Annotated in this window: 19 protein-coding genes; 12 read left to right on the top strand and 7 right to left on the bottom strand. The window is 71.0% G+C overall.

The window, feature by feature from the left end; all coding sequences use genetic code 11:
• Positions 1–118 precede the first annotated feature (118 nt).
• The 3 genes from trmB to ACO073_RS05075 all read right to left on the bottom strand — a co-directional run bounded on the left by trmB (position 119) and on the right by ACO073_RS05075 (position 3,559).
• Positions 119–808, bottom strand: a complete 690-nt coding sequence (gene trmB, locus ACO073_RS05085; RefSeq protein ID WP_421995920.1) for a tRNA (guanosine(46)-N7)-methyltransferase TrmB — start codon at positions 806–808, stop codon at positions 119–121.
• A gap of 22 nt (positions 809–830) precedes the next feature.
• Positions 831–2,378 (bottom strand): acetolactate synthase large subunit, encoded by a 1,548-nt coding sequence (locus ACO073_RS05080; protein ID WP_421995918.1) that lies wholly within the window; start codon positions 2,376–2,378, stop codon positions 831–833.
• A 101-nt stretch (positions 2,379–2,479) separates the two neighbouring features.
• Positions 2,480–3,559, bottom strand: a complete 1,080-nt coding sequence (locus tag ACO073_RS05075; RefSeq protein ID WP_421995916.1) for a zinc-binding dehydrogenase — start codon at positions 3,557–3,559, stop codon at positions 2,480–2,482.
• A 74-nt stretch (positions 3,560–3,633) separates the two neighbouring features.
• On the opposite strand from ACO073_RS05075, the gene ACO073_RS05070 reads away from it, so the two are divergent.
• On the top strand, positions 3,634–4,437 hold the full coding sequence (locus ACO073_RS05070; RefSeq protein ID WP_421995914.1) for a helix-turn-helix transcriptional regulator: 804 nt from the start codon (positions 3,634–3,636) through the stop codon (positions 4,435–4,437).
• A 106-nt stretch (positions 4,438–4,543) separates the two neighbouring features.
• Positions 4,544–5,002 carry a hypothetical protein gene (locus tag ACO073_RS05065; RefSeq protein ID WP_421995912.1) on the top strand — a complete coding sequence of 153 codons (459 nt, stop codon included), beginning with the start codon at positions 4,544–4,546 and terminating at the stop codon, positions 5,000–5,002.
• 36 nt (positions 5,003–5,038) lie between these two features.
• Here ACO073_RS05065 and ACO073_RS05060 read toward each other — a convergent pair whose 3' ends face one another.
• Positions 5,039–6,232, bottom strand: coding sequence for a M20 aminoacylase family protein (locus ACO073_RS05060; protein WP_421995910.1), 1,194 nt, complete (start codon positions 6,230–6,232; stop codon positions 5,039–5,041).
• 189 nt (positions 6,233–6,421) lie between these two features.
• Between ACO073_RS05060 and ACO073_RS05055 the strand changes: the two genes are divergently transcribed.
• Together ACO073_RS05055 and hisA are read left to right on the top strand one after the other, a co-directional pair.
• Positions 6,422–6,709 (top strand): hypothetical protein, encoded by a 288-nt coding sequence (locus ACO073_RS05055; RefSeq protein WP_421995908.1) that lies wholly within the window; start codon positions 6,422–6,424, stop codon positions 6,707–6,709.
• A 55-nt stretch (positions 6,710–6,764) separates the two neighbouring features.
• Positions 6,765–7,493 carry a 1-(5-phosphoribosyl)-5-[(5-phosphoribosylamino)methylideneamino]imidazole-4-carboxamide isomerase gene (gene hisA, locus ACO073_RS05050; protein WP_421995906.1) on the top strand — a complete coding sequence of 243 codons (729 nt, stop codon included), beginning with the start codon at positions 6,765–6,767 and terminating at the stop codon, positions 7,491–7,493.
• Between the two features lie 75 nt (positions 7,494–7,568).
• Here the strand turns inward: hisA and ACO073_RS05045 are convergent, their stop codons facing one another.
• The gene (locus ACO073_RS05045; RefSeq protein WP_421995904.1) at positions 7,569–8,525 is read right to left on the bottom strand and encodes an isopenicillin N synthase family dioxygenase; all 957 of its coding nucleotides are present in this window, start codon (positions 8,523–8,525) and stop codon (positions 7,569–7,571) included.
• Between the two features lie 74 nt (positions 8,526–8,599).
• Between ACO073_RS05045 and hisF the strand changes: the two genes are divergently transcribed.
• From hisF to ACO073_RS05010, 7 genes are all read left to right on the top strand, one after another.
• Positions 8,600–9,373, top strand: coding sequence for an imidazole glycerol phosphate synthase subunit HisF (hisF, locus tag ACO073_RS05040; RefSeq protein ID WP_421995902.1), 774 nt, complete (start codon positions 8,600–8,602; stop codon positions 9,371–9,373).
• An 81-nt stretch (positions 9,374–9,454) separates the two neighbouring features.
• Complete coding sequence (locus ACO073_RS05035) at positions 9,455–9,838, top strand: phosphoribosyl-ATP diphosphatase (RefSeq protein ID WP_421995900.1); 384 nt, start codon at positions 9,455–9,457, stop codon at positions 9,836–9,838.
• Between the two features lie 102 nt (positions 9,839–9,940).
• Positions 9,941–10,309, top strand: a complete 369-nt coding sequence (locus ACO073_RS05030; protein WP_421995898.1) for a histidine triad nucleotide-binding protein — start codon at positions 9,941–9,943, stop codon at positions 10,307–10,309.
• The gene (locus tag ACO073_RS05025; RefSeq protein WP_421995896.1) at positions 10,306–11,346 is read left to right on the top strand and encodes an alpha/beta hydrolase family protein; all 1,041 of its coding nucleotides are present in this window, start codon (positions 10,306–10,308) and stop codon (positions 11,344–11,346) included. Before ACO073_RS05030 ends, ACO073_RS05025 begins: the two co-directional genes overlap by 4 nt.
• An 87-nt stretch (positions 11,347–11,433) precedes the next feature.
• On the top strand, positions 11,434–12,297 hold the full coding sequence (locus ACO073_RS05020) for a TauD/TfdA dioxygenase family protein (RefSeq protein ID WP_421995894.1): 864 nt from the start codon (positions 11,434–11,436) through the stop codon (positions 12,295–12,297).
• A 40-nt stretch (positions 12,298–12,337) separates the two neighbouring features.
• Positions 12,338–13,927 (top strand): FAD-binding oxidoreductase, encoded by a 1,590-nt coding sequence (locus tag ACO073_RS05015; protein WP_421995892.1) that lies wholly within the window; start codon positions 12,338–12,340, stop codon positions 13,925–13,927.
• Positions 13,928–13,961: 34 nt separating this feature from the next.
• On the top strand, positions 13,962–14,744 hold the full coding sequence (locus ACO073_RS05010; protein ID WP_421995890.1) for a hypothetical protein: 783 nt from the start codon (positions 13,962–13,964) through the stop codon (positions 14,742–14,744).
• A gap of 18 nt (positions 14,745–14,762) precedes the next feature.
• Here the strand turns inward: ACO073_RS05010 and ACO073_RS05005 are convergent, their stop codons facing one another.
• Together ACO073_RS05005 and ACO073_RS05000 are read right to left on the bottom strand one after the other, a co-directional pair.
• Positions 14,763–15,887 (bottom strand): serine hydrolase domain-containing protein, encoded by a 1,125-nt coding sequence (locus tag ACO073_RS05005; RefSeq protein WP_421995888.1) that lies wholly within the window; start codon positions 15,885–15,887, stop codon positions 14,763–14,765.
• Between the two features lie 71 nt (positions 15,888–15,958).
• Positions 15,959–16,936, bottom strand: a complete 978-nt coding sequence (locus ACO073_RS05000; protein WP_421995885.1) for a Bug family tripartite tricarboxylate transporter substrate binding protein — start codon at positions 16,934–16,936, stop codon at positions 15,959–15,961.
• Between the two features lie 181 nt (positions 16,937–17,117).
• Here ACO073_RS05000 and ACO073_RS04995 point away from each other — a divergent pair, with 181 nt between their 5' ends.
• Complete coding sequence (locus tag ACO073_RS04995) at positions 17,118–18,359, top strand: amidohydrolase family protein (protein WP_421995883.1); 1,242 nt, start codon at positions 17,118–17,120, stop codon at positions 18,357–18,359.
• The last annotated feature ends 41 nt before the right edge of the window (positions 18,360–18,400 follow it).

Here is an 18,400-nt window from a genome sequence, read left to right as displayed (position 1 = left end):
CCGTCCCGCGAACCCTGATGAGGATGGCGCGGATATAGGCGCACTTGTCGCGGCTGGCAAGCATTTCCCGCGCATTTCTCGGCGTTTCCACCCGCAGGACGCTACATATGGTGTCCACTCAGCGCCGCCGGAACCGCAGGAAGACCGGCGTGCCCGCCAACTTTTTTTTCTCGTAGCGCGTGGCGGGCCAGTCGGCGGGCCGTCCGCGCCAGTCCGCCGGCCGCTCGGCCAGCCATTCGAAGGCCGGATGGGGGCAGGCGTGCTCGACCATCCAGGGCAGGTAGCTCGGATCGTCGGTGGCGAGCCGCAGCTCGGCCCCCGGCACCATGAGCTCGGCCAGCCGGTCGAGCGTCTCGCGCTGCACGAAGCGGCGCTTGTGATGGCGCGTCTTGGGCCAGGGATCGGGGAACAGCACGAAGGCCCGGCCGAGCGAGCGCTCGGGCAGGCGGGCCATGACCAGCCGGGCATCGTCGGTGAACAGGCGGATGTTGCCGACCCCGGCCCGCTCGACATGGGCCAGGCACTTGGCGACGCCGTTGAGATAGGGCTCGCAGCCGATCAGCCCGACGCCGGGATTCTGCTCGGCCTGCCACACCAGATGCTCGCCCGCGCCGAAGCCGATCTCCAGCCACACCCCGTCCGGCGGCAGCCGGCCGCCGAACAGGGCGGCGAGGTCGATCCTCTCGGGGTCTGGCGGCAGGGCGAGCGTGAGGCGAGGCAGCAGCGTGTCGAGCAGCGACTGCTGGCCGGCGCGCAGCTTCTTGCCCCGACGCCGGCCGTGCAGCGTGCGGCGGCGGGTTTCGTCCATGGTCTTCCCGGGCGACGGCGCCCTACATCACCACGTCGATCAGGTACGGACCCTTGTGGGCCATGGCGTAGGCGAGCTGCTTGTTGAGCTCGTCGAGGTCGTGCGCCTTGGCGCCCGGCACGCCCATGCCCTTGGCCAGCAGGGTGAACTCGAGCGTCGGCCGGTCCAGCGTCAGCATGTCGATGGCGCGCGGGCCGGGGTTGGCGGCGCCGACATCGGCGAGCTGGCTGTAGAGGATCTTGTAGTTGCGGTTGGAGAAGATCAGCACGCAGACGTCGAGGTTCTCGCGCGCCATCGTCCACAGCGCCTGGATCGTGTACATTGACGAGCCGTCGCCGATCATGGCGATGACCTTGCGGTCCGGGCAGGCGACCGCAGCGCCGACCGCCACGGGCGCGCCGAAGCCGATCGAGCCGCCCATGTTGTTCAGCCAATCGTGCGGCGGGGCGCCGGCGCTGAACGGGAAGAAGCCGCGGCCGGTCGTGACCGATTCGTCGATGACGATGGCGCCTTCCGGCATCGCCGCGCCCAGCGCCTGGCCGAGCCCGTCGAGGGTGAACTTGCCGGTCGGCCGCTCGGGCCGCTTGGCCTCGGCGACAGTGACCTTCTCGTTCATCGCGTCCAGCTCGGCGGCGAGTGCCTCGAGCGAGCCGATCGGGTCGCCCTCGACCGGGCAGAGGGTCGTGACCTCGCAGCCGTCGGGCACCAGCACGCTGGGCTTGCCGGGATAGGCGAAGAACGCCGCCGGCGCCTTGGCGCCGACCAGGACCATCTGCTTGGTGCCCTTCAGCATCTCGAGCGCCGTCTCGACGACGAAGTGCAGGCGCAGCACGGGCACGCGCCCGGCGCCGCGCTCGATACGCGCCGTGCCGCCCGCGGCCTGCACCTTGCAGCCGGTCTTGGCGGCGATCTTTCCGGCGAGCTCCAGGCCGCGGGCCCGCAGCGCGCGGCCGCCGATGAACAGCATGCCGGCGGCACCGGCCTGCTTCAGCGCCTTGGCGGCGGAAACGACCTCCTCGTTGGCGGGCTTCTGCGGCTGCGGCGTCTCGGGCGTCTCGGCGACGCCGTCGGCCTCGGTCCAGGCCGTGTCGGCGGGCAGGATCAGGGTGGCGATCTGGCCGGGCGCGACCCGCGCGGCCTGGATCGCGGCGGCGCCGTCGGTGGCCACGGTCTTGGCCGTCGGCGAGGTCTTCACCCAGTGCGAGAAGGGCTTGGCGATGCCCTCGATGTCGGCGGTGAGCGGCGTGTCGTACTTGATGTGGTAGAGCGCGTGCTCGCCCACAATGTTGACGATGCCGGAGCCCGCCTTCTTGGCGTTGTGCAGGTTGGCCGCCGCATTGGCGAGGCCGGGCCCGAGATGCAGGAGCGTCGAGGCCGGCTTGTCGGTCATGCGGTAGTAGCCGTCGGCCGCGCCGCTGCACACGCCCTCGAACAGGCCGAGCACGCAGCGCATGCCCTCGACGCGGTCGAGCGCGCCGACGAAATGCATCTCCGAGGTGCCGGGATTGGCGAAGCAGACTTCGACGCCGCCCTTCACCAAGGTCCGAACCAGACTCTCCGCTCCGTTCATCGCTGCCCCCGACCGCATGGGATTTCGCGGGATGCGGCGCCGAAGCTGGCCCGGCGACGTCCCGGCTGCGGGATAACACGGCCCGCCGCCGGGGCGAAGCGTCACGGGCGAAGGATGGTCATGCGGAAAGGCCCGGCGTTGGTCGCGGCATGGGCGACGGCCTCGTTGACCCGGTCGAGGGGGAACTCCGAGATCTCGAAGGGATCGAGCGGGAGCAGGCCCGACCGCACCAGTGCCGCGAGCCGGCCCGCGGCGTCGGGCGGGTACATCCACTGGCCGCGCACGGTGATGTTGTTCCGCATGATCCAGGGATAGGGCAGTTCGAGGCCCGGGCCGCCGGCCATGCCGACACCGCCCATCAGCACGACACGGCCGTTGGGCCGCACCGCCAGCAGTGCGGCCCGCACCTGGGCCGGGGTCGCCGCCGGAGGCAGGATGTCGAGCACGACGTCGATCGGTGCAGGCGCCGCCGCGACGATGCGGTCACGGTCGGCGGCCTCGTCGCCCCGCATCCGCACGGCACGCACGCGCGGGCCAAAACGCGTCCCGACATCGCGCAGCGCCGCCTCGTTGCGTCCGGTCGCCACCACGCAGCCCGCGCCCATGGCCAGCGCGACGGCGACGCCGGCGCTGCCGAAGGCTCCGGTTGCGCCGTTCACCACCACCGTCTCGCCGGCCTGGAGCCCGGCGGCCAGCCAGCCGCCATACGGCACCAGCAGGGTGCCGAGCGCGCACCAGCGTCCGACGTCCGCCGCCGCGATATCGCCCAGCGGCTTGGCGTTCTCCAGCGGCACGCGCGTGCGCTCGGCGAAGGACCCGTCGTGGAAATGCGCGTGCAGGCGGCGGGCGCCCTCGCTCGGCGCGGTCAGCCCCTGCAGCAGGATGTCCGGGGCCTGCGCGCTGTCGCGCGCCCGCACCGTGGGATCGAGATAGACCCACTCGCCGACCTTCAGCTGCGTGGCGTCGGGCCCGAGGGCCCGGACGCGGCCGATGCCGCCCGGTCCCGGCACGACCGGCAGGACGAGCGCATAGTCGCGCGTGCCGTCGAAGACCTCCCCGGCATAGGCGAGCATGCGCGTGGCCGCGACGTCGACCACGACCTCGCCCGGTCCGGCCACCGGGTCGGGCACGGTCTCGATCGACAGGGGTTGGCCGAATGCCTTCAGAACAGCCGCTTTCATCGTCACCTCTTGGGAAGGCTGGCATCCTGCCCAGCTTGGCCCGCGCCATTCAGGCCTGGTATTATCCTGGGATCATGCCAGCCTCCCCTGCCGCTTCCCCGAGCCGGGCCGACCCGCGCTGCCGCGAGCTGGGCGACTTCCTGCGCTCGCGGCGCGAGCGCCTGACGCCGAAATCCGTCGGCCTGCCGGCCGGTCGCCGGCGGCGCACGCCCGGCCTGCGCCGCGAGGAAGTGGCCGAGCTCGCCGGCATCGGCATCGACTGGTACGTGCGCCTGGAGCAGGGCCGCGCCGTCAGCCCTTCGGCGACCACGATCGACGCGCTGGCGCGGGCGCTGCGCCTCGGCAAGACCGAGCATGCGCATCTCAAGGCGCTGACCGCCCCGCCCGATCGCCGCCTGTTCGCGCCCGAGACCGTGCCCGACGCGGTGCGCCGCACGGTGATGGCGCTCAACCAGCCGGCCTACGTCACCGGCCGGCGGTGGGACGTGCTGCTGTGGAACAAGGCGGCCGCCGGCATCTTCGCCTTCGACCGCATGCCGCCGGAGGATCGCAATACGCTGATCAGCATGCTGACCCGGCCGCAGTCGCGGCGGCTGTTCGGCGAGCACTGGGCCGACGAGGCCCGCCGCATGGTCGCCCAGTTCCGCGCCACCCACGACCTGTGGGCCGGCGACCCGGCCTTCCGGGCGCTGATCGAGCGGCTGCGCGCCGGCAGCCCCGAGTTCGAGGGCTGGTGGCGCCGCCACGACGTGCGCGACGTCGTCGCCGGCCACAAGAGCCTGCAGCATCCGTCGAAGGGGACGCTGCGGTTCGAGTACGCGACCTTCCAGGCCAACGACGATCCGGCGCTGAAGCTGGTGATCTACACGCCGGCCTGAGCCGGCGCGGACGGAGGCCCCGAGGCTTCCGGCCCAGGGGCTTGTCGGCTATACTTCACGCCATATTTCAAGAATCGCTTATTCCAGACTGGACGCCAGTCCTGCCATGAGTTCTTCGGTCCCTCCCGGAAATCCGGCCCTCGACCCGACCTTCCTGGTCGGCGCCGACCTCGTTTATTTCGATCGCCGCGACCTGCCGATCTACCAGGCCGTCGAGGAAGCCGCGCTGGATACCGTCATCGACGAGACGCCCTACGGCACCCCGCTCGATCGCGTGTTCGGCGAGCCGGGCGACGTCCATCTCGACGGTACCGCACCGCCGGCCGCGCTCCCCGACGACGACCCGTCTTTCCCGGTCGATCTGCCTGACGAGGATCCGCTGGTCGCCCTCGGCACGCTGCAGGACGGGCTGGTCACGGACCATGGCCAAGCCGCCGGACTGGCGGGTTCTGCCGGCCTGTTCGACGCGCCGGCCGACGGCGCGGCGCTGATGACCGACCACCATGCCGGCGTCTGGCCCGACGGGCATGCGGGCGCCGACGGGATCTTCGACTTCCAGAGCTGAAGGATCGCGCGGAGCTGGGGGAGCGAGCCTCCGCCGTCAGGCGGCGTCGCCCAGTTCGAGCTGCACCAGGTTGACCCAGTAGGCCGCGCCCGTGGTCAGGATGCGGTCGTTGAAGTCGTAGAGCGGCGAATGGACGTTGTGGCAGCCGCCCTCGTCCGGTCCGCCATTGCCGATCATGATGTAGGCGCCCGGCTTCTTTTCCAGCATGAAGGCGAAGTCCTCGGCACCCGAGATCGGCGGCGTGTTGGGATCGACCTTGTCGCGGCCGACCGTCAGGGCCGCCGCCTCGACGGCGAGCGAGGTCTGCTCGACGGCGTTGATCAGCGCCGGGTAGCGGCGATGGTACCTGCTCTCCGCCGTGCAGCCGCCGGCGGCGGCGAGACCCGCGGCGACCTCGGCCAGGCGGCGCTCTAGCAGGTCGCGCACGCTCGGTGAGAAGCTGCGCGCCGTGCCCTTCACCAGCACCTCCGACGGGATGACGTTGGGTGAGCCCGGCGTGCCGGCGGCGATGTGGCCGACGCTCAGCACGGCGGCCTGGCTCGGCGGCACGTTGCGGCCGACGATGCCCTGCACCGCCACGATGAACTGCGCCGCGACATAGGTCGGGTCGGTGCCGCGGTCGGGCATGGCCCCGTGGCCGCCGGTGCCCTTGAAGGTGACTTCCCAGCTGTCCGACGAGGCCAGCATGGCGCCGGCGCGGATGGCGAAGGTGCCGGTCGCGATGCCCGGCATGTTGTGCATGCCGTAGACCGTGTCGCAGTTGAAGCGGTCGAACAGGCCTTCCTCGATCATCACCCGCGCGCCGCCCAGTCCCTCCTCGGCCGGCTGGAAGATGAAGTGCACGGTGCCGGCGAAATCGGGCGCCGCCGCCAGGTGGCGGGCCGCGCCCAGCAGCATGGTCGTGTGCCCGTCATGGCCGCAGGCATGCATCTTGTTGGCGTTCACCGAGGCGTGGGCGAAGTCGTTCTTCTCCTGCAGGTGCAGCGCATCCATGTCGGCGCGCAGGCCGATCGTCTTCTGGCCCGGCCGGTTGCCCTTCAGCGTGCCGACCACGCCGGTCGTTGCCAGCCCGCGATGGACCTCGATGCCCCAGCCAGTGAGCTTCTCGGCGACGATGTCGGCCGTGCGCACCTCCTCGAAGGCGGTCTCGGGATGGCGATGGATGTCGCGGCGGATGGCGGTGAGCTCGGCCTCGGCATCGGCGAAGAGGTCGGCGGTGAAGCGGGTCATGGGATTCCTTGTGTTCGATGCCAGACTACAGAGGCATGAGATTGGCTGTTTCCAGCCAATCTCATCATGCTTTAGCCGCCGGCGTCCGGCCAGGCGACTCCGGCGGCCCGCAAACGGTCCTGTGATTGGCCGCCGGTTTGCCCTAGATTGCGCGCCGGGCCGCCGTGGTCGCAGGGAAGGGAACTTCGCATGACCTACAGGCTCTGGTGGACCGTCGGCTACACGTGCACGACCGAACGCGAGTTCCTCGCCACCAAGCAGCGCTTGCTGCCCGCTCCCTACGAGAGCCTTGACGACGCCCTGCGGCGGGCCGGCCAGGTCGGCCGCGCCGGCGGCGTCGCCTGGTTGATCGAAGGCGACGACAAGACCCGCCTCGGCCGCGGCCTGATCGAGCAGACGCTGCGCCAGCGCGGCGCCGAGCTCGAGGTGGAGACCCGGCCGGCCGACCGCGGCATCCGGACGCCGCGACGGAGTTAGTCCCCGGTCCGCAGAGGGTGGCGCGGGTTCGTGCAACGCGCTAAATCGCGCCGCCATGCTCCTGTTCCCCGCCATCGATCTCAAGGACGGCCAGTGCGTGCGCCTGCTGCGCGGCGACATGGCCAAGGCCACGGTGTTCAACGACAGCCCGGCGGCGCAGGCCAGGGCCTTCGCCAATGCCGGCTGCGAATGGCTGCACCTGGTCGACCTCAACGGCGCGGTCGAGGGCCATCCGGTCAACCGCGCCGCGGTGCGGAGCATCCTCGAGACGGTCGCCGTGCCGGCCCAGCTGGGCGGCGGCATCCGCACCATCGAGAGCATCGCCCAGTGGATCGAGGCCGGCGTGCAGCGCGTCATCCTGGGGACCATCGCGGTCAAGGAGCCGGGCCTGGTCAAGGCGGCCTGCAAGCAGTGGCCCGACCGCATCGCCGTCGGCATCGACGCCCGCGACGGGCTGGTCGCCGTCGACGGCTGGACCAAGCAGAGCACGGTGCGCGCGCTCGACCTCGCGCTGCGCTTCGAGGATGCCGGGGTCGCGGCCATCATCTACACCGACATCGACCGCGACGGCGCGCTGGGCGGCGTCAATGTCGACGCCACGATCACCCTGGCCCAGCACCTCACGACGCCGGTGATCGCCTCGGGCGGCGTCAGCTCGCTCGACGACCTGCGCGAGCTCCGGCCGGCCGAGGAATTCGGGATTGTCGGCGCGATCGTCGGCCGCGCCCTCTACGACGGCCGCGTCACCGTCCCCGACGCCATCCGCGTGCTCAAGGGCGAGTAGTCGATCGTCTCCGTCTCACATCTCTCCTGCTCCTCTCCCCGAGGGGGAGAGGAGCAGGAGAAGAAAGCTGGTTCGCTACGGCCCCTTCTCGTACGTCGGCGCGAGCCGCGACAGCAGGTAGTCAGAGGCCACCACCGGCGCGTACTTCGCCAGCCCGCCTTCGAGACAGGTCGGCAGGCAGGTCACCACGGCTTCCGGATTGGGATCGAGGAAGAAGACGACGGAGTAGCGGTCGCAGCCGCGCGGGCTCACGACACGGTGCGGCGTCGAGACGTAGACGTCGTTGGTCCAGCGCATCAGGCAGTCGCCGATGTTGCAGATCAGCGCGCCCGGCACCGTCGGTGCCTCGATCCAGGTGCCGGCGCGGTTGCGCACCGTGAGCCCCTTGACGCCGTCGGTCGCCAGCAGGGTGAGGTTGCCGTAGTCGGTATGCTCGCCGGCGCCGAGCTGGCCCGGCTGCGACGCCGTTGGCGCGGGCGGATAGTGCAGCAGGCGCAGGACGGCCATCGGCTTCGACAGCTTGTCGTCGAAGAAGGTGCGGGCGATGCCGAGGTCGCGGGCCAGCGCGCGGTGCAGCGCCAGCCCCAGCCGGTGGGCGCGGCCGAAATAGTCGAGCATCGTGTCGCGGAAGCCGGCCTGGTCGGGCCAGGGATTGCGATGGCGGAACGGCTTGCCGGCGCGCAACTCGGGATCGTCGGGCGCGAGCTCCAGCCCGATGTTGAAGAACTCCTTGAGGTCGGGAAGCGTGCCCGGCTGCAGGGTCTCGCCGCCGACCGGCACATGGCCGCGATTGCCGGCGGCGCCGGTGAAATTGACCGCCGACTTGACGGCATCCGACGCGGCGAAGAAGCGGTGCGCCTGCTCGAACACGGCCGCCAGCACGGGCGGCGGGATGCCGTGGCCGGTGACGTAGAAGAAGCCGATGTCGCGGCAGGCGCGGCCGAGCGCGCGCGCCACCGCCGTCTCGCCGTCCGGCCGCCCGTCGAGCAGCGGGGCGATGTCGATCACGGGGATGGCGGCCTCCGCGGTCATGGGGACAGTCTACCATCGACGGCGTGACAGCGCGTCGACAAAGGCGTGGCCCTTCCCTTATGGTCGCGCCCGTCATGCTGAAGGCCCGCATCATTCCCTGCCTCGACGTCAAGGACGGCCGTGTCGTCAAGGGCGTGCAGTTCGTCGGCCTGCGCGATGCCGGCGATCCGGTCGAGCAGGCGCGCGTCTACGACGCCGCCGGCGCCGACGAGCTCACCTTCCTCGACATCACGGCGAGCCACGAGAACCGCGACACGATCCTCGATGTCGTGGGGCGCACCGCCGAGCAGTGCTTCATGCCGCTCACGGTGGGCGGCGGCGTGCGCACGACGGAGGACATCCGCCGCCTGCTGCTGGCCGGCGCCGACAAGGTGTCGATCAACTCCGCCGCCGTGGCGCGCCCCGCCTTCGTGCGCGAAGCGGCCGAGAAGTACGGCGACCAGTGCATCGTGGTGGCCATCGACGCCCGCGAGGCCGCGCCCGGCCGCTGGGAGGTCTTCACCCATGGCGGCCGCAAGCCGACCGGCCTCGACGCCGTCGACTGGGCGCGGCGCATGGCCGAATCGGGCGCCGGCGAGATCCTGCTGACCTCGATGGACCGCGACGGCACCCGCTCGGGCTTCGACCTCGCGCTCACGCGCGCCGTGTCGGACGCCGTGCCGGTGCCCGTGGTGGCGTCGGGCGGCGTTGGCACGCTCGATCACCTGGTTGACGGCATCGTGAAGGGCGGCGCCTCGGCGGTGCTCGCCGCGTCGATCTTCCATTTCGGCGAGTTCACCATCGCCGAGGCGAAGCAGCGGCTGGCGGAAGCCGGCGTTCCGGTGCGGCAATTCTCGCGCGCGGCGTGATTTTGGCGTAGACTTTACAGGGCGCCCGGCAAGAGGCGCAGGGAATCGCCCCTACCCCCCGGCGGCGGAGTTTTTCCTGGAATGGCCAAGGACAAGAAAGCGAAGAAGGCGCAGAGGAAGAAGCGCCAGAACGGCGTCGACTCGGCGGACCACGTGCTCGACCGGCTGTATCTCGTGATCGACGGGCGCAAGGGCGCGGACCCGGACACGTCCTATACCGCGCGGCTGTTCAGCCGCGGCCGCGAGCAGATCGCCAAGAAGCTGGGCGAGGAGGCCGTCGAGGCGCTGATCGAGGGCATCCGCGGCGACCGGCCCAAGCTGGTCGCCGAGAGCGCCGACATGCTCTACCACCTGCTCACCCTGTGGGCGGCGATCGGCGTCAAGCCGCCGGCGGTGTGGGCCGAGCTGGCGCGGCGCGAGGGCCTGTCCGGCATCGCCGAGAAGGCCGCGCGCAAGCATCGGTGACGGCGACAAGGCGGTTGTCTTCCTGAGCGAAGCGAAGGACCTTCGGGTCCCCGAACGCCCCCCGCCTCGCGGCGCGGGCCGACATCCGCGTCTGGAGTTCCCGTGTCCGACTACGATCGCACCAACATCTTCGCGCGCATCCTGCGCGGCGAGCTGCCCTGCAAGAAGGTCTACGAGGACGCGTTCGCGCTGGCCTTCCACGACATCAACCCGCAGGCGCCGGTCCACGTGCTGGTCATCCCCAAGGGCGAGTACGTGTCCAACATGGATTTCAGCACCGCCGCGCCGACCGAGATGGTCGCGGGCTTCTGGCGTGCCGTCGGCACGGTGGCCCGCCAGCTCGGCCTCGAGCAGGACGGCTACCGGCTGGTCGCCAACAACGGCGCCGGCGGCGGCCAGGTCGTGTTCCACTTCCACGTCCACATCGTGAGCGGCAAGCAGAAGCCGCGATTCGGCCGGGTCCACGAATGATCGATCGCCGGGCGATGCTGCTCGGCGGCCTGCTGGCGCCGGCGGCGGCCCGGGCCCAACGCAAGGCGCCGCCGCCCGCGCGGCCTCGCTTCTATGCCAGGGGCACGCTGGAGCGGGAGGTGCGGTTCCCCGGCACCGGCGGCGTGACCCTGGCCGGCACGCTGCTGCTGCCGATCTGGAGCGAGATCGAGCGCGTGCCCGGCGTCGTGCTGGTGGCCGGCAGCGGCCCGACCGACCGCAACGGCAACAACGGGCTGATCGCCGAGCGCGTCGACCTGCTGAAGCAGATCGCCGCCCTGCTCGCCGCCGCCGGCATCGCCACGCTCCGCTACGACAAGCGCGGCATCGGCGCCTCGACGCAGCGGCCGCAGGGATCGCTCGCCGAGCAGGAGGCCTTCTTCGCCTGGGACCATTTCGTCGGCGACGTGGCGGCCGCCCACGCCGAGCTGCTGCGCCACGACGAGATCAAGTCCTACGCCACCGCGCTGCTCGGCCACAGCGAGGGCGGCCTGCTGGTACTGGCCGCCGCACCGACCATCACCCGCCATCCGCCGCACGGCATGGTGCTGGTCTCGACCCCCGGCCGGCCGCTGTCGGTCATCCTGCACGAGCAGATCGCGCGCGGCGCGCCGGCGCTGGTGGCGGCCGCCGACAAGGCCGTCGCCGCCATCCAGGCGACCGGCCATGTGCCAACCGGCCTGCCGCGCGAGCTCGCCCTGCTCTTCCCGCCCTATGCCGGGCCGTTCCTGCAGCACCTGCTGGCCTTCGACCCGGCGCAGGCGCTGCGCCGCTCGAAGATGCCGTGCTTCCTGCTGCAGGGCGCCGCCGACACCCAGGTCGTGCCCATGGCCGACGTGCAGCCGCTGATCGACGCCATGGGCGCGCGCGGCGCGCCCGGCGAGGCGATCGTCATCCCGGGCGTCAGCCACAACCTCAAGACGGTGACCTGGCCCAGCGATCCCGGCTTCGCCGGTCCGCTCGCGCCCGCCGCCGCGGCCAAGCTCACGGCCTGGCTGACGCAGCTCCTGGGCGCCTGATCGAGCGGCCCGTTCGCGCTCCCTGATCGCGTGCTTGATCGCGCCCGGCCGCGGGCCGATCATTCGACCAACGCAGGAGGAAGCAGCATGTCCGTGACGGTGCGTCCGGTGACCGATTCGGTCGGGGCGGAGATCCTGGGCGTCGACCTCGCCCGGCTCAGCGACAACGACTTCACCGCGGTCGAATGGGCCTGGACCGAGCACTCGATGATCCTGCTGCGCGGCCAGACACTGCGCGACGACGACCTGCTGGCCTTCAGCCGCCGCTTCGGCGAGCTCGACCCGCCGCCCAACCAGGAGCGCGGCCGCATCAGCCCGCCGGGCTATCCCGACATCTACGTCGTGTCGAACGTGCTCGACGCCAAGGGCGAGCCGATCGGCGCGCTCGGCGCCGGCGAGGCGGTCTGGCACACCGACATGAGCTACCTCGACACGCCGCCCGACGCCTCGATGCTCTACGCGCTCGAGATCCCGCCCGCGGGCGGCAACACCTGGTTCTGCGGCATGCAGGCCGCCTGCGCGGCATTGCCCGACGACCTGCGCCGGCGCATCGAGGGCCGCCGCATCAAGCACGACGGCACCTACAATTCGGGCGGCTACCTGCGCAAGGGCGTGACGCCGACCGACGATCCGATGGCCGCGCCCGGCGCCTGGCACCCGGCGATCCTGCGCCATCCCAACGGCCGGCCGACGCTCTACCTCGGTCGCCGCCGCAATTCATACGTCGAGGGTTACGACCGGGCCGAGTCGGACGCGCTGCTCGAGGCGCTGTGGGCGCACGTCACTGAGCCGCGCTTCGTCTACGAGCATGCGTGGCGGCTGGGCGACCTCGTGATGTGGGACAACCGCTCGACCATGCATCGCCGCGATCCGTTCGACGGCGCGGCGCGGCGCGTCATGCACCGCACCCAGATCAAGGGATCGGCCCGGCCCGTGGCCTTCGCGGCCTGACGACAACGAAAGCAACGACAACAAGGTCATCGGAGGACGCATGCGGCGGCAGAAGAAGTTCTATGCCTGGGGCTATGCCGACGAGGACCTCAGCGCCGAGGAGATCGGCAGCTGGGAGGCGGAGATCGCCGGGCGCTACGGGCTCGACGGATTCGACGTGACGCCGCCGCCCCGGCCCGAGGAGATCACGCTGCGGGCGCCGCGCGTCACCGTGCCCGACGCGCTGAAGGAGCTGGTGCGCACCGACCATCTGACGCGGCTGGAGCACAGCTACGGCAAGGCGGGCTTCGACACGCTGCGCATGTTCCTGCGCTCGGTTCCCAACCCGCCGGACGCCGTCGCCTTTCCGGAGACCGAGGCCGACATCGTGCGCCTGCTCGACTGGTGCGACCAAATCGGCGCCAAGGCCATCCCCTATGGCGGCGGCTCGTCGGTGGTGAAGGGCATCGAGCCCGATCCGGCCTTCGACAGGGTGGTCACGATCTCGACCCGCCACATGGACAAGGTGCTGGAGGTCGACCCGGTCAGCCAGGCGGCGCGCATCCAGGGCGGCATCTATGGGCCGGCGATCGAGGACCAGTTGCGCGACACGCCGTTCACGATGCGCCACTACATGCAGGCCTATCGCTGCTCGACCCTGGGCGGCTGGATCGCCACCCGCTCGGGCGGCCACTACGCCACGCTCTACACCCACATCGACGACTTCGTCGAAAGCACGCGCATGGTGACGCCGGCCGGCGCGATGGAGACGCGCCGCCTGCCCGGCTCGGGCGCCGGCCCCAGCCCCGACCGGATGGTCCTGGGCTCCGAGGGCATCCTGGGCATCGTCACCGAGGCCTGGGTGCGGCTGCGCCAGAAGCCGACCTTCCGGGCCTCGGCCTCGGTGCGCTTCAAGACCTTCTTCGAGGGCGCCGACGCGGTGCGCGAGATCACCCAGGCCGGCCTCTATCCCGCCAACTGCCGCCTGCTCGAGGCGCGCGAGGCGCTGCCCGGCGTGCCGTGGAGCAGCGAGGAAGCCGTGCTGGTGCTCGCCTTCGAGGGTGCCGACCATCCGCTCGACGCCTGGATGAAGCGGGCGCTCGAGATCTGCGACGGCCATGGCGGCGTGCCCGACGCCGGCGCCGACGACGAGAACGCCCATCGCTCGGGCGCCGCCGGCGCCTGGCGCAACCGCTTCATCCGCGCGCCGCACTACGGCGAGCACGCCGCCGCGCGCGGCATCCTCTCCTCGACCTTCGAGACCGCGATGACCTGGGAGCGCATGCGCGACTTCCACCGGACCATCACCCGGATCGCGCACGACACGATCAAGCGCGTCACCGGCCGCGAGGGCACGGTCACCTGCCGCTTCACCCACGTCTATCCCGACGGGCCCTGCCTCTACTTCACCTTCGGCGGCGTCCTCGACAAGCGCCGGGCGCTCGAGCAGTTCATGGAGGTCCTGTCGACCTGCACGGCGGCGACCGTCGAGCATGGCGGCACCACGACGCATCACCACGCGGTTGGCCGCTTCCACCGGCCGTTCTATGACCGTCAGCGGCCCGAGCTGTTCGCCCGGGCCCTGCGCGGTGCCAAGCGCGAGCTCGATCCCAAGGGCATGATGAACCCGGGCGTTCTGATCGATCCATGACGAGCGTCCCCGGCGGCCGCCCGCGGCCGCGTCCATGATCGACTGGCTCTATTCCTTCCCCGACTGGCTGCTGAACGCCGGCTGGGCGCTGTTCATGGCGGCGGCGATCACGGTGCTGCCCTTCCTGACCCAGCGCCTGCCCTGGCTGCGGCCGACCCCGGAGAACACCGACTTCGTGCTGCGCCTGCAGGCGACGCTGTTCACCGTCACCAGCATCGTCGTCGCCTTCACGCTCGTGCAGGCGGAGGCCAACTACCGCAAGGTCGATTCGCTGATCTCGGCCGAAGGGTCGAGCATCAACCGGCTCGACCGGCTGCTGGTGCGCTACGGCGACGCCGCGGCGGCACGGGTGCGGCCCCTGCTGCTCACCTACACGCGGTCGGTCGTGTCCGACGAATGGCCCGAGATGCTGCACGGCGGCGGCAGCGAGCGCACCCAGCGCGCCTTCGGCGCGGTGACCCGCGGGGTGCTGGCGCTCGATCCGCAAAGCGGCCGCCAGACCATGCTCTACGGCGAGATCCTGCGCGCCTTCGATGCCATCGCCGAGTCCCGCGATTCGCGGCTGAACGCCGTCACCGTCTCGCTGTCGGCCAGCTTCTGGGAGGTCGTGGCCTTCGCCGTCGTCATCCTGCTGTTCGTCAGCAGCGCCATCGAGCGCACGCGCTTCCGCGCCGTCGTGCTGGCCTGCCAGATGGCCGTGCTGGGCTCGCTGATCGGCTTCGTGTTCATCGTCGACCAGCCCTTCAAGGGTCGTTCGGCAGTCGACCCGCAGCCGCTGCAGCAGGCCATCGCCATCATGGAAGCGCGCGACGACTGACGCGTCCGCCGCCGCCCCTCACGCGACCAGCGGCAGCACGACGGCGACCAGGATCGCGCCCGTGACGTCGCTCTGCTGCCGGCCGGTCTTGCGGTAGTTGCCGCAGTTGATGCCCACCACCAGCTCGAGGTCGGGCAGCACGTAGAGACGCTGGCCGCCCCAGCCGATGCCGCCGATCCAGCGATGCCGCCGCGACTGGCCGGCGGCCGCGACCTCGCCGATGTACCACTGGAAGCCGTACTCGCGCGCCGCGTCGATCCGCACGACCGGCGTGGCGAGGCGAGTCACCCAGTCGGCCGGAACGAGCGGACGCCCCTGCCAGGCGCCGCCGGCCAGGACCAGCTCGCCGATCTTCAGCATGTCGCGCGGCAGCAGGCGCAGGCCCGACGCCGCGAAGGGCTCGCCCTTGGCCGAGGTTGCCCAAGCTGTCGTTCCGAACCCCATCGGCTCGAACAGCACGCGGCGGGCGTAGGCGAGCAGCGTCTCGCCCGTCCCGCGCTCGATCAGGTGCCCGAGCAGCGCGGTCGCGCCGCCGCAGTAGATCCACTGGCTGCCGGGGTCGGCGACGATCGGCAGGGACAGGATATAGCGGAAGCGATCGGGCGCGGCGTCCATCGCGTCCTCGCTGTTGCCGGCCCGGCCGTAGGGGATCGACAGCTCGTCCCACTGCAGGCCCATCGTCATGCTGAGCACGTGGCCGACCGTGATGCGGTCGCGCCCGGGCTGCGTCGCAAGCTCGGCATATTCGGGGAACTGCGCGTAGAGCCCGGCTTCGGGCGGCGGCACCTTCCCCTCGGCGAGGGCGATGCCGTAGAGCAGGCCGACCACGCTCTTGGTGACCGAGCGCAGGTCGTGCGCCACGTCGGGGCCGAAGGAAACGGTGCCCAGCCAGCCGCGCGACCGGTCCTGGTCCTCGCCGGGCTCGTAGTGCTCGAGCAAGACCTGGCCGCGCTGCGAGATCAGGAGCGCATGCAGGCCGGTAAGGCCCTCCCGCTCCATCACCCGCGCCAGCCGGCGCTCGAACTCCGCCGCGGTCGGCGCGGCCTGCGCCTTTGGTGCCGCTCCCGTCATCAACCCCGCTCCCGCGCCCAGCATCAGCGAGCGGCGATTGAAGGCGAACCGGCGCCCGATGTCATGCTGCATCGACCGTCTCCTCCGGACAGGAGACATGGGAACCGCCGGACGATTCGCAATCTCCGGCGCGGACGCCGCCGTCAGTCGGCGCGGATGTCGCCGGCGCGGATGACCTCCTTCCAGCGGGCGAGCTCGCTGCGGATGAGGTCGGTATAGGCCGCGGCGCCGAGCGTGCCCGGCCGCACGCCGATCTTGGCGAAGCCTTCCTTTACGGTGGCGCTCTGCAGCGCCGTGCCGATCTCGGTCTCCCAGCGGCCCGCGACCTCGGCCGGGATGCCGGCGGGCGCCGAGAAGCCGAACCAGTTGGTCGTCACCACGTCGGGGAAGCCGGCTTCGCGGAAGGTCGGTACGTCGGGCAGCGCGGGCGAGCGCTCGGCCTCGCTGACGGCCAGCGGCTTCATGCGGCCGGAGCGGAAATAGCCGATCGCCGTCGGCAGGCTCTCCATCAGGGCCACGATCTGGCCGCCCATCAGGTCGTTCATCGCCGGCGCCGAGCCGCGATACGGGATGTGGGTGAGCGGCGCCTTGGCCGAGATCGCCAGCAGCTGGCCCACCAGGTGGTTCATCGTGCCGTTGCCGCCCGAGCCGTAGGTCACCTCGCCCGGCTTGGCGCGCGCCATCTCGATCAGCTGCTGCACGCTCGCGATCGGCGAGCCGGCATTGACGGCCAGCACGCTGGGGAAGGTGCCGACCGAGTGGATGTGCGTGAAATCGGCCAGCGGATCGTAGGGCACGTTCTTGTAGAGGACGGGGCCGATGCCGTGCGAGGCAGCACTCGACATCATGACGATGTGGGCGTCGCCGCGGGCCTTGGCGACGATGTCGGCGCCCAGCATGCCGCCCGCCCCAGGCTTGTTCTCGACGACGATGGGCTGGCCGAGCGAGCTGCCGAAATTCTCGGCCAGGATGCGCGACAGGATGTCGGCGGCGCCGGCCGGCGGGAAGTTGACGATCCAGCGGATCGGCTTCGACGGCCAGCCGGTCTGCGCCGTGCCGATGGCCGGCACGGCAAGGGGAAGGACGGACGAGAGAGCCGTGAAACGCCGACGCGACAGCATGTACCGATGATCCCGAACAAGCATGGAGGACGGTCGACGGATGCAACATGCGTGCCGGCAATACAGCGGGATGAGATTGGCTGTTTCCAGCCAATCTCATCATGCTTAGCGCTGCCGTCGGCGCGCATTCCGGTCTATTACGGCCCGCATCCCGACCGTCGGGCGACACGGAGAGTTGGCCATGGATTTCGATCTTGTCGTGCGCGAGGCGCGTCTTTCCGACCAAGCAAAGGACCAGCCGCCGGTCGACATCGGCGTGAAGGACGGCCGCATCGCCGCGCTGGCGCCGGCGCTCGGCGGCACGGCGCGCGAGGAGGCGAAGGCCGGCGGCCGGCTGGTCTGCGCCGGCTTCGTCGAGACCCACATCCATCTCGACAAGTCGTGCATCCTCGGCCGCTGCGAGCACGAGAAGAAGCGCTTCCCGCACCTCGCCATGGAGCGCACCTCGGCGGTCAAGCACACCTTCACCGTCGAGGACGTGGCCGAGCGCGCCGGCGGCACGCTGGAGAAGTGCATCGGCCACGGCGCGACCCGCATGCGCACCCATGTCGAGGTCGATCCCAAGGTCGGCCTGCGCGGGCTGGAGGGCGTCAAGGCGCTGATCGAGCGCTACAAGTGGGCGATCGACCTCGAGATCTGCGTCATGCCGCAGGAGGGCCTGACCAACAATCCCGGCACCGACGAGCTGATGGTCGCGGCGCTGAAGAACGGCGCGACCGTGGTCGGCGCGGCGCCCAACTACGACACCGACCGGCCGGCGCAGATCCGTCGCGTCTTCGAGATGGCGCGCGAGTTCGACGTCGACATCGACATGCATCTCGACAGCGGCGCCTCGGCCGAGGAGCTCGACACGCTGCTGGTCTGCGAGCTGACCGAGAAATACGGCTGGGGCGGCCGGGTGGCGATCGGCCATGTGAGCAAGCTCGCCTCGATGCCGCAGCCCGAGATGGACAAGGTCGCCAGGCGCATGGCCGACGCCGGCGTCGCGCTCACCGTGCTGACGGCGACCGACCTCTATCTCGGCGGCCGCCACACCGACCACAACGTGCCGCGCAACGTCGTCGACGCCAACCGGCTGGTCGAGAAGGGCGTGCTGTGCTCGGTGGCGTCGAACAACATCCTGAACCCCTTCACGCCGTTCGGCGACGGCCAGCTCCTGCGCCAAGTCAACATGCAGGCGATCGTCACCCAGCGCGGCACCGACGCCGAGGTGCGCGCCGCCTGGGACATGACGACGTCGAGCGCCGCCCGCCTGATGGGCCTGAAGGACTATGGCGTCGCCGAGGGCGCGCCGGCCGACCTGGTGATGCTGGACGCTCCCGACCCGGTCACGGCGCTGCGCACCGTGGCGCCGGTGCTGGGCGCCTGGAAGCGCGGCCGCCGCACGGTGACGCGCACGCCGGTGCAGCTGCACCGGCCGTAGGCAAGGCGGCGACCGAACGAGCGGCATTCCGGGAAGCGAGG

The sequence above is a fragment of the Reyranella sp. genome, from assembly GCF_965229815.1.
Taxonomy (GTDB): domain Bacteria; phylum Pseudomonadota; class Alphaproteobacteria; order Reyranellales; family Reyranellaceae; genus Reyranella.
The sequence above is the reverse complement of the archived record's forward strand: the minus strand, read 5'-3'. Positions and strand labels throughout refer to the sequence as shown.

Excerpts from the sequence above, each read along its gene's own strand:
- ACO073_RS05000 (WP_421995885.1), bottom strand. The coding sequence starts at position 16,936 with ATGCTGTCGCGTCGGCGTTTCACGGCTCTCTCGTCCGTCCTTCCCCTT.
- ACO073_RS05020 (WP_421995894.1), top strand. The coding sequence starts at position 11,434 with ATGTCCGTGACGGTGCGTCCGGTGACCGATTCGGTCGGGGCGGAGATC.
- ACO073_RS05025 (WP_421995896.1), top strand. The coding sequence starts at position 10,306 with ATGATCGATCGCCGGGCGATGCTGCTCGGCGGCCTGCTGGCGCCGGCG.
- ACO073_RS05075 (WP_421995916.1), bottom strand. The coding sequence starts at position 3,559 with ATGAAAGCGGCTGTTCTGAAGGCATTCGGCCAACCCCTGTCGATCGAG.
- ACO073_RS05005 (WP_421995888.1), bottom strand. The coding sequence starts at position 15,887 with ATGCAGCATGACATCGGGCGCCGGTTCGCCTTCAATCGCCGCTCGCTG.
- ACO073_RS05070 (WP_421995914.1), top strand. The coding sequence starts at position 3,634 with ATGCCAGCCTCCCCTGCCGCTTCCCCGAGCCGGGCCGACCCGCGCTGC.
- ACO073_RS05015 (WP_421995892.1), top strand. The coding sequence starts at position 12,338 with ATGCGGCGGCAGAAGAAGTTCTATGCCTGGGGCTATGCCGACGAGGAC.
- trmB (WP_421995920.1), bottom strand. The coding sequence starts at position 808 with ATGGACGAAACCCGCCGCCGCACGCTGCACGGCCGGCGTCGGGGCAAG.
- ACO073_RS04995 (WP_421995883.1), top strand. The coding sequence starts at position 17,118 with ATGGATTTCGATCTTGTCGTGCGCGAGGCGCGTCTTTCCGACCAAGCA.
- ACO073_RS05060 (WP_421995910.1), bottom strand. The coding sequence starts at position 6,232 with ATGACCCGCTTCACCGCCGACCTCTTCGCCGATGCCGAGGCCGAGCTC.
- hisA (WP_421995906.1), top strand. The coding sequence starts at position 6,765 with ATGCTCCTGTTCCCCGCCATCGATCTCAAGGACGGCCAGTGCGTGCGC.
- ACO073_RS05065 (WP_421995912.1), top strand. The coding sequence starts at position 4,544 with ATGAGTTCTTCGGTCCCTCCCGGAAATCCGGCCCTCGACCCGACCTTC.
- ACO073_RS05045 (WP_421995904.1), bottom strand. The coding sequence starts at position 8,525 with ATGACCGCGGAGGCCGCCATCCCCGTGATCGACATCGCCCCGCTGCTC.
- ACO073_RS05080 (WP_421995918.1), bottom strand. The coding sequence starts at position 2,378 with ATGAACGGAGCGGAGAGTCTGGTTCGGACCTTGGTGAAGGGCGGCGTC.
- hisF (WP_421995902.1), top strand. The coding sequence starts at position 8,600 with ATGCTGAAGGCCCGCATCATTCCCTGCCTCGACGTCAAGGACGGCCGT.
- ACO073_RS05010 (WP_421995890.1), top strand. The coding sequence starts at position 13,962 with ATGATCGACTGGCTCTATTCCTTCCCCGACTGGCTGCTGAACGCCGGC.
- ACO073_RS05055 (WP_421995908.1), top strand. The coding sequence starts at position 6,422 with ATGACCTACAGGCTCTGGTGGACCGTCGGCTACACGTGCACGACCGAA.
- ACO073_RS05035 (WP_421995900.1), top strand. The coding sequence starts at position 9,455 with ATGGCCAAGGACAAGAAAGCGAAGAAGGCGCAGAGGAAGAAGCGCCAG.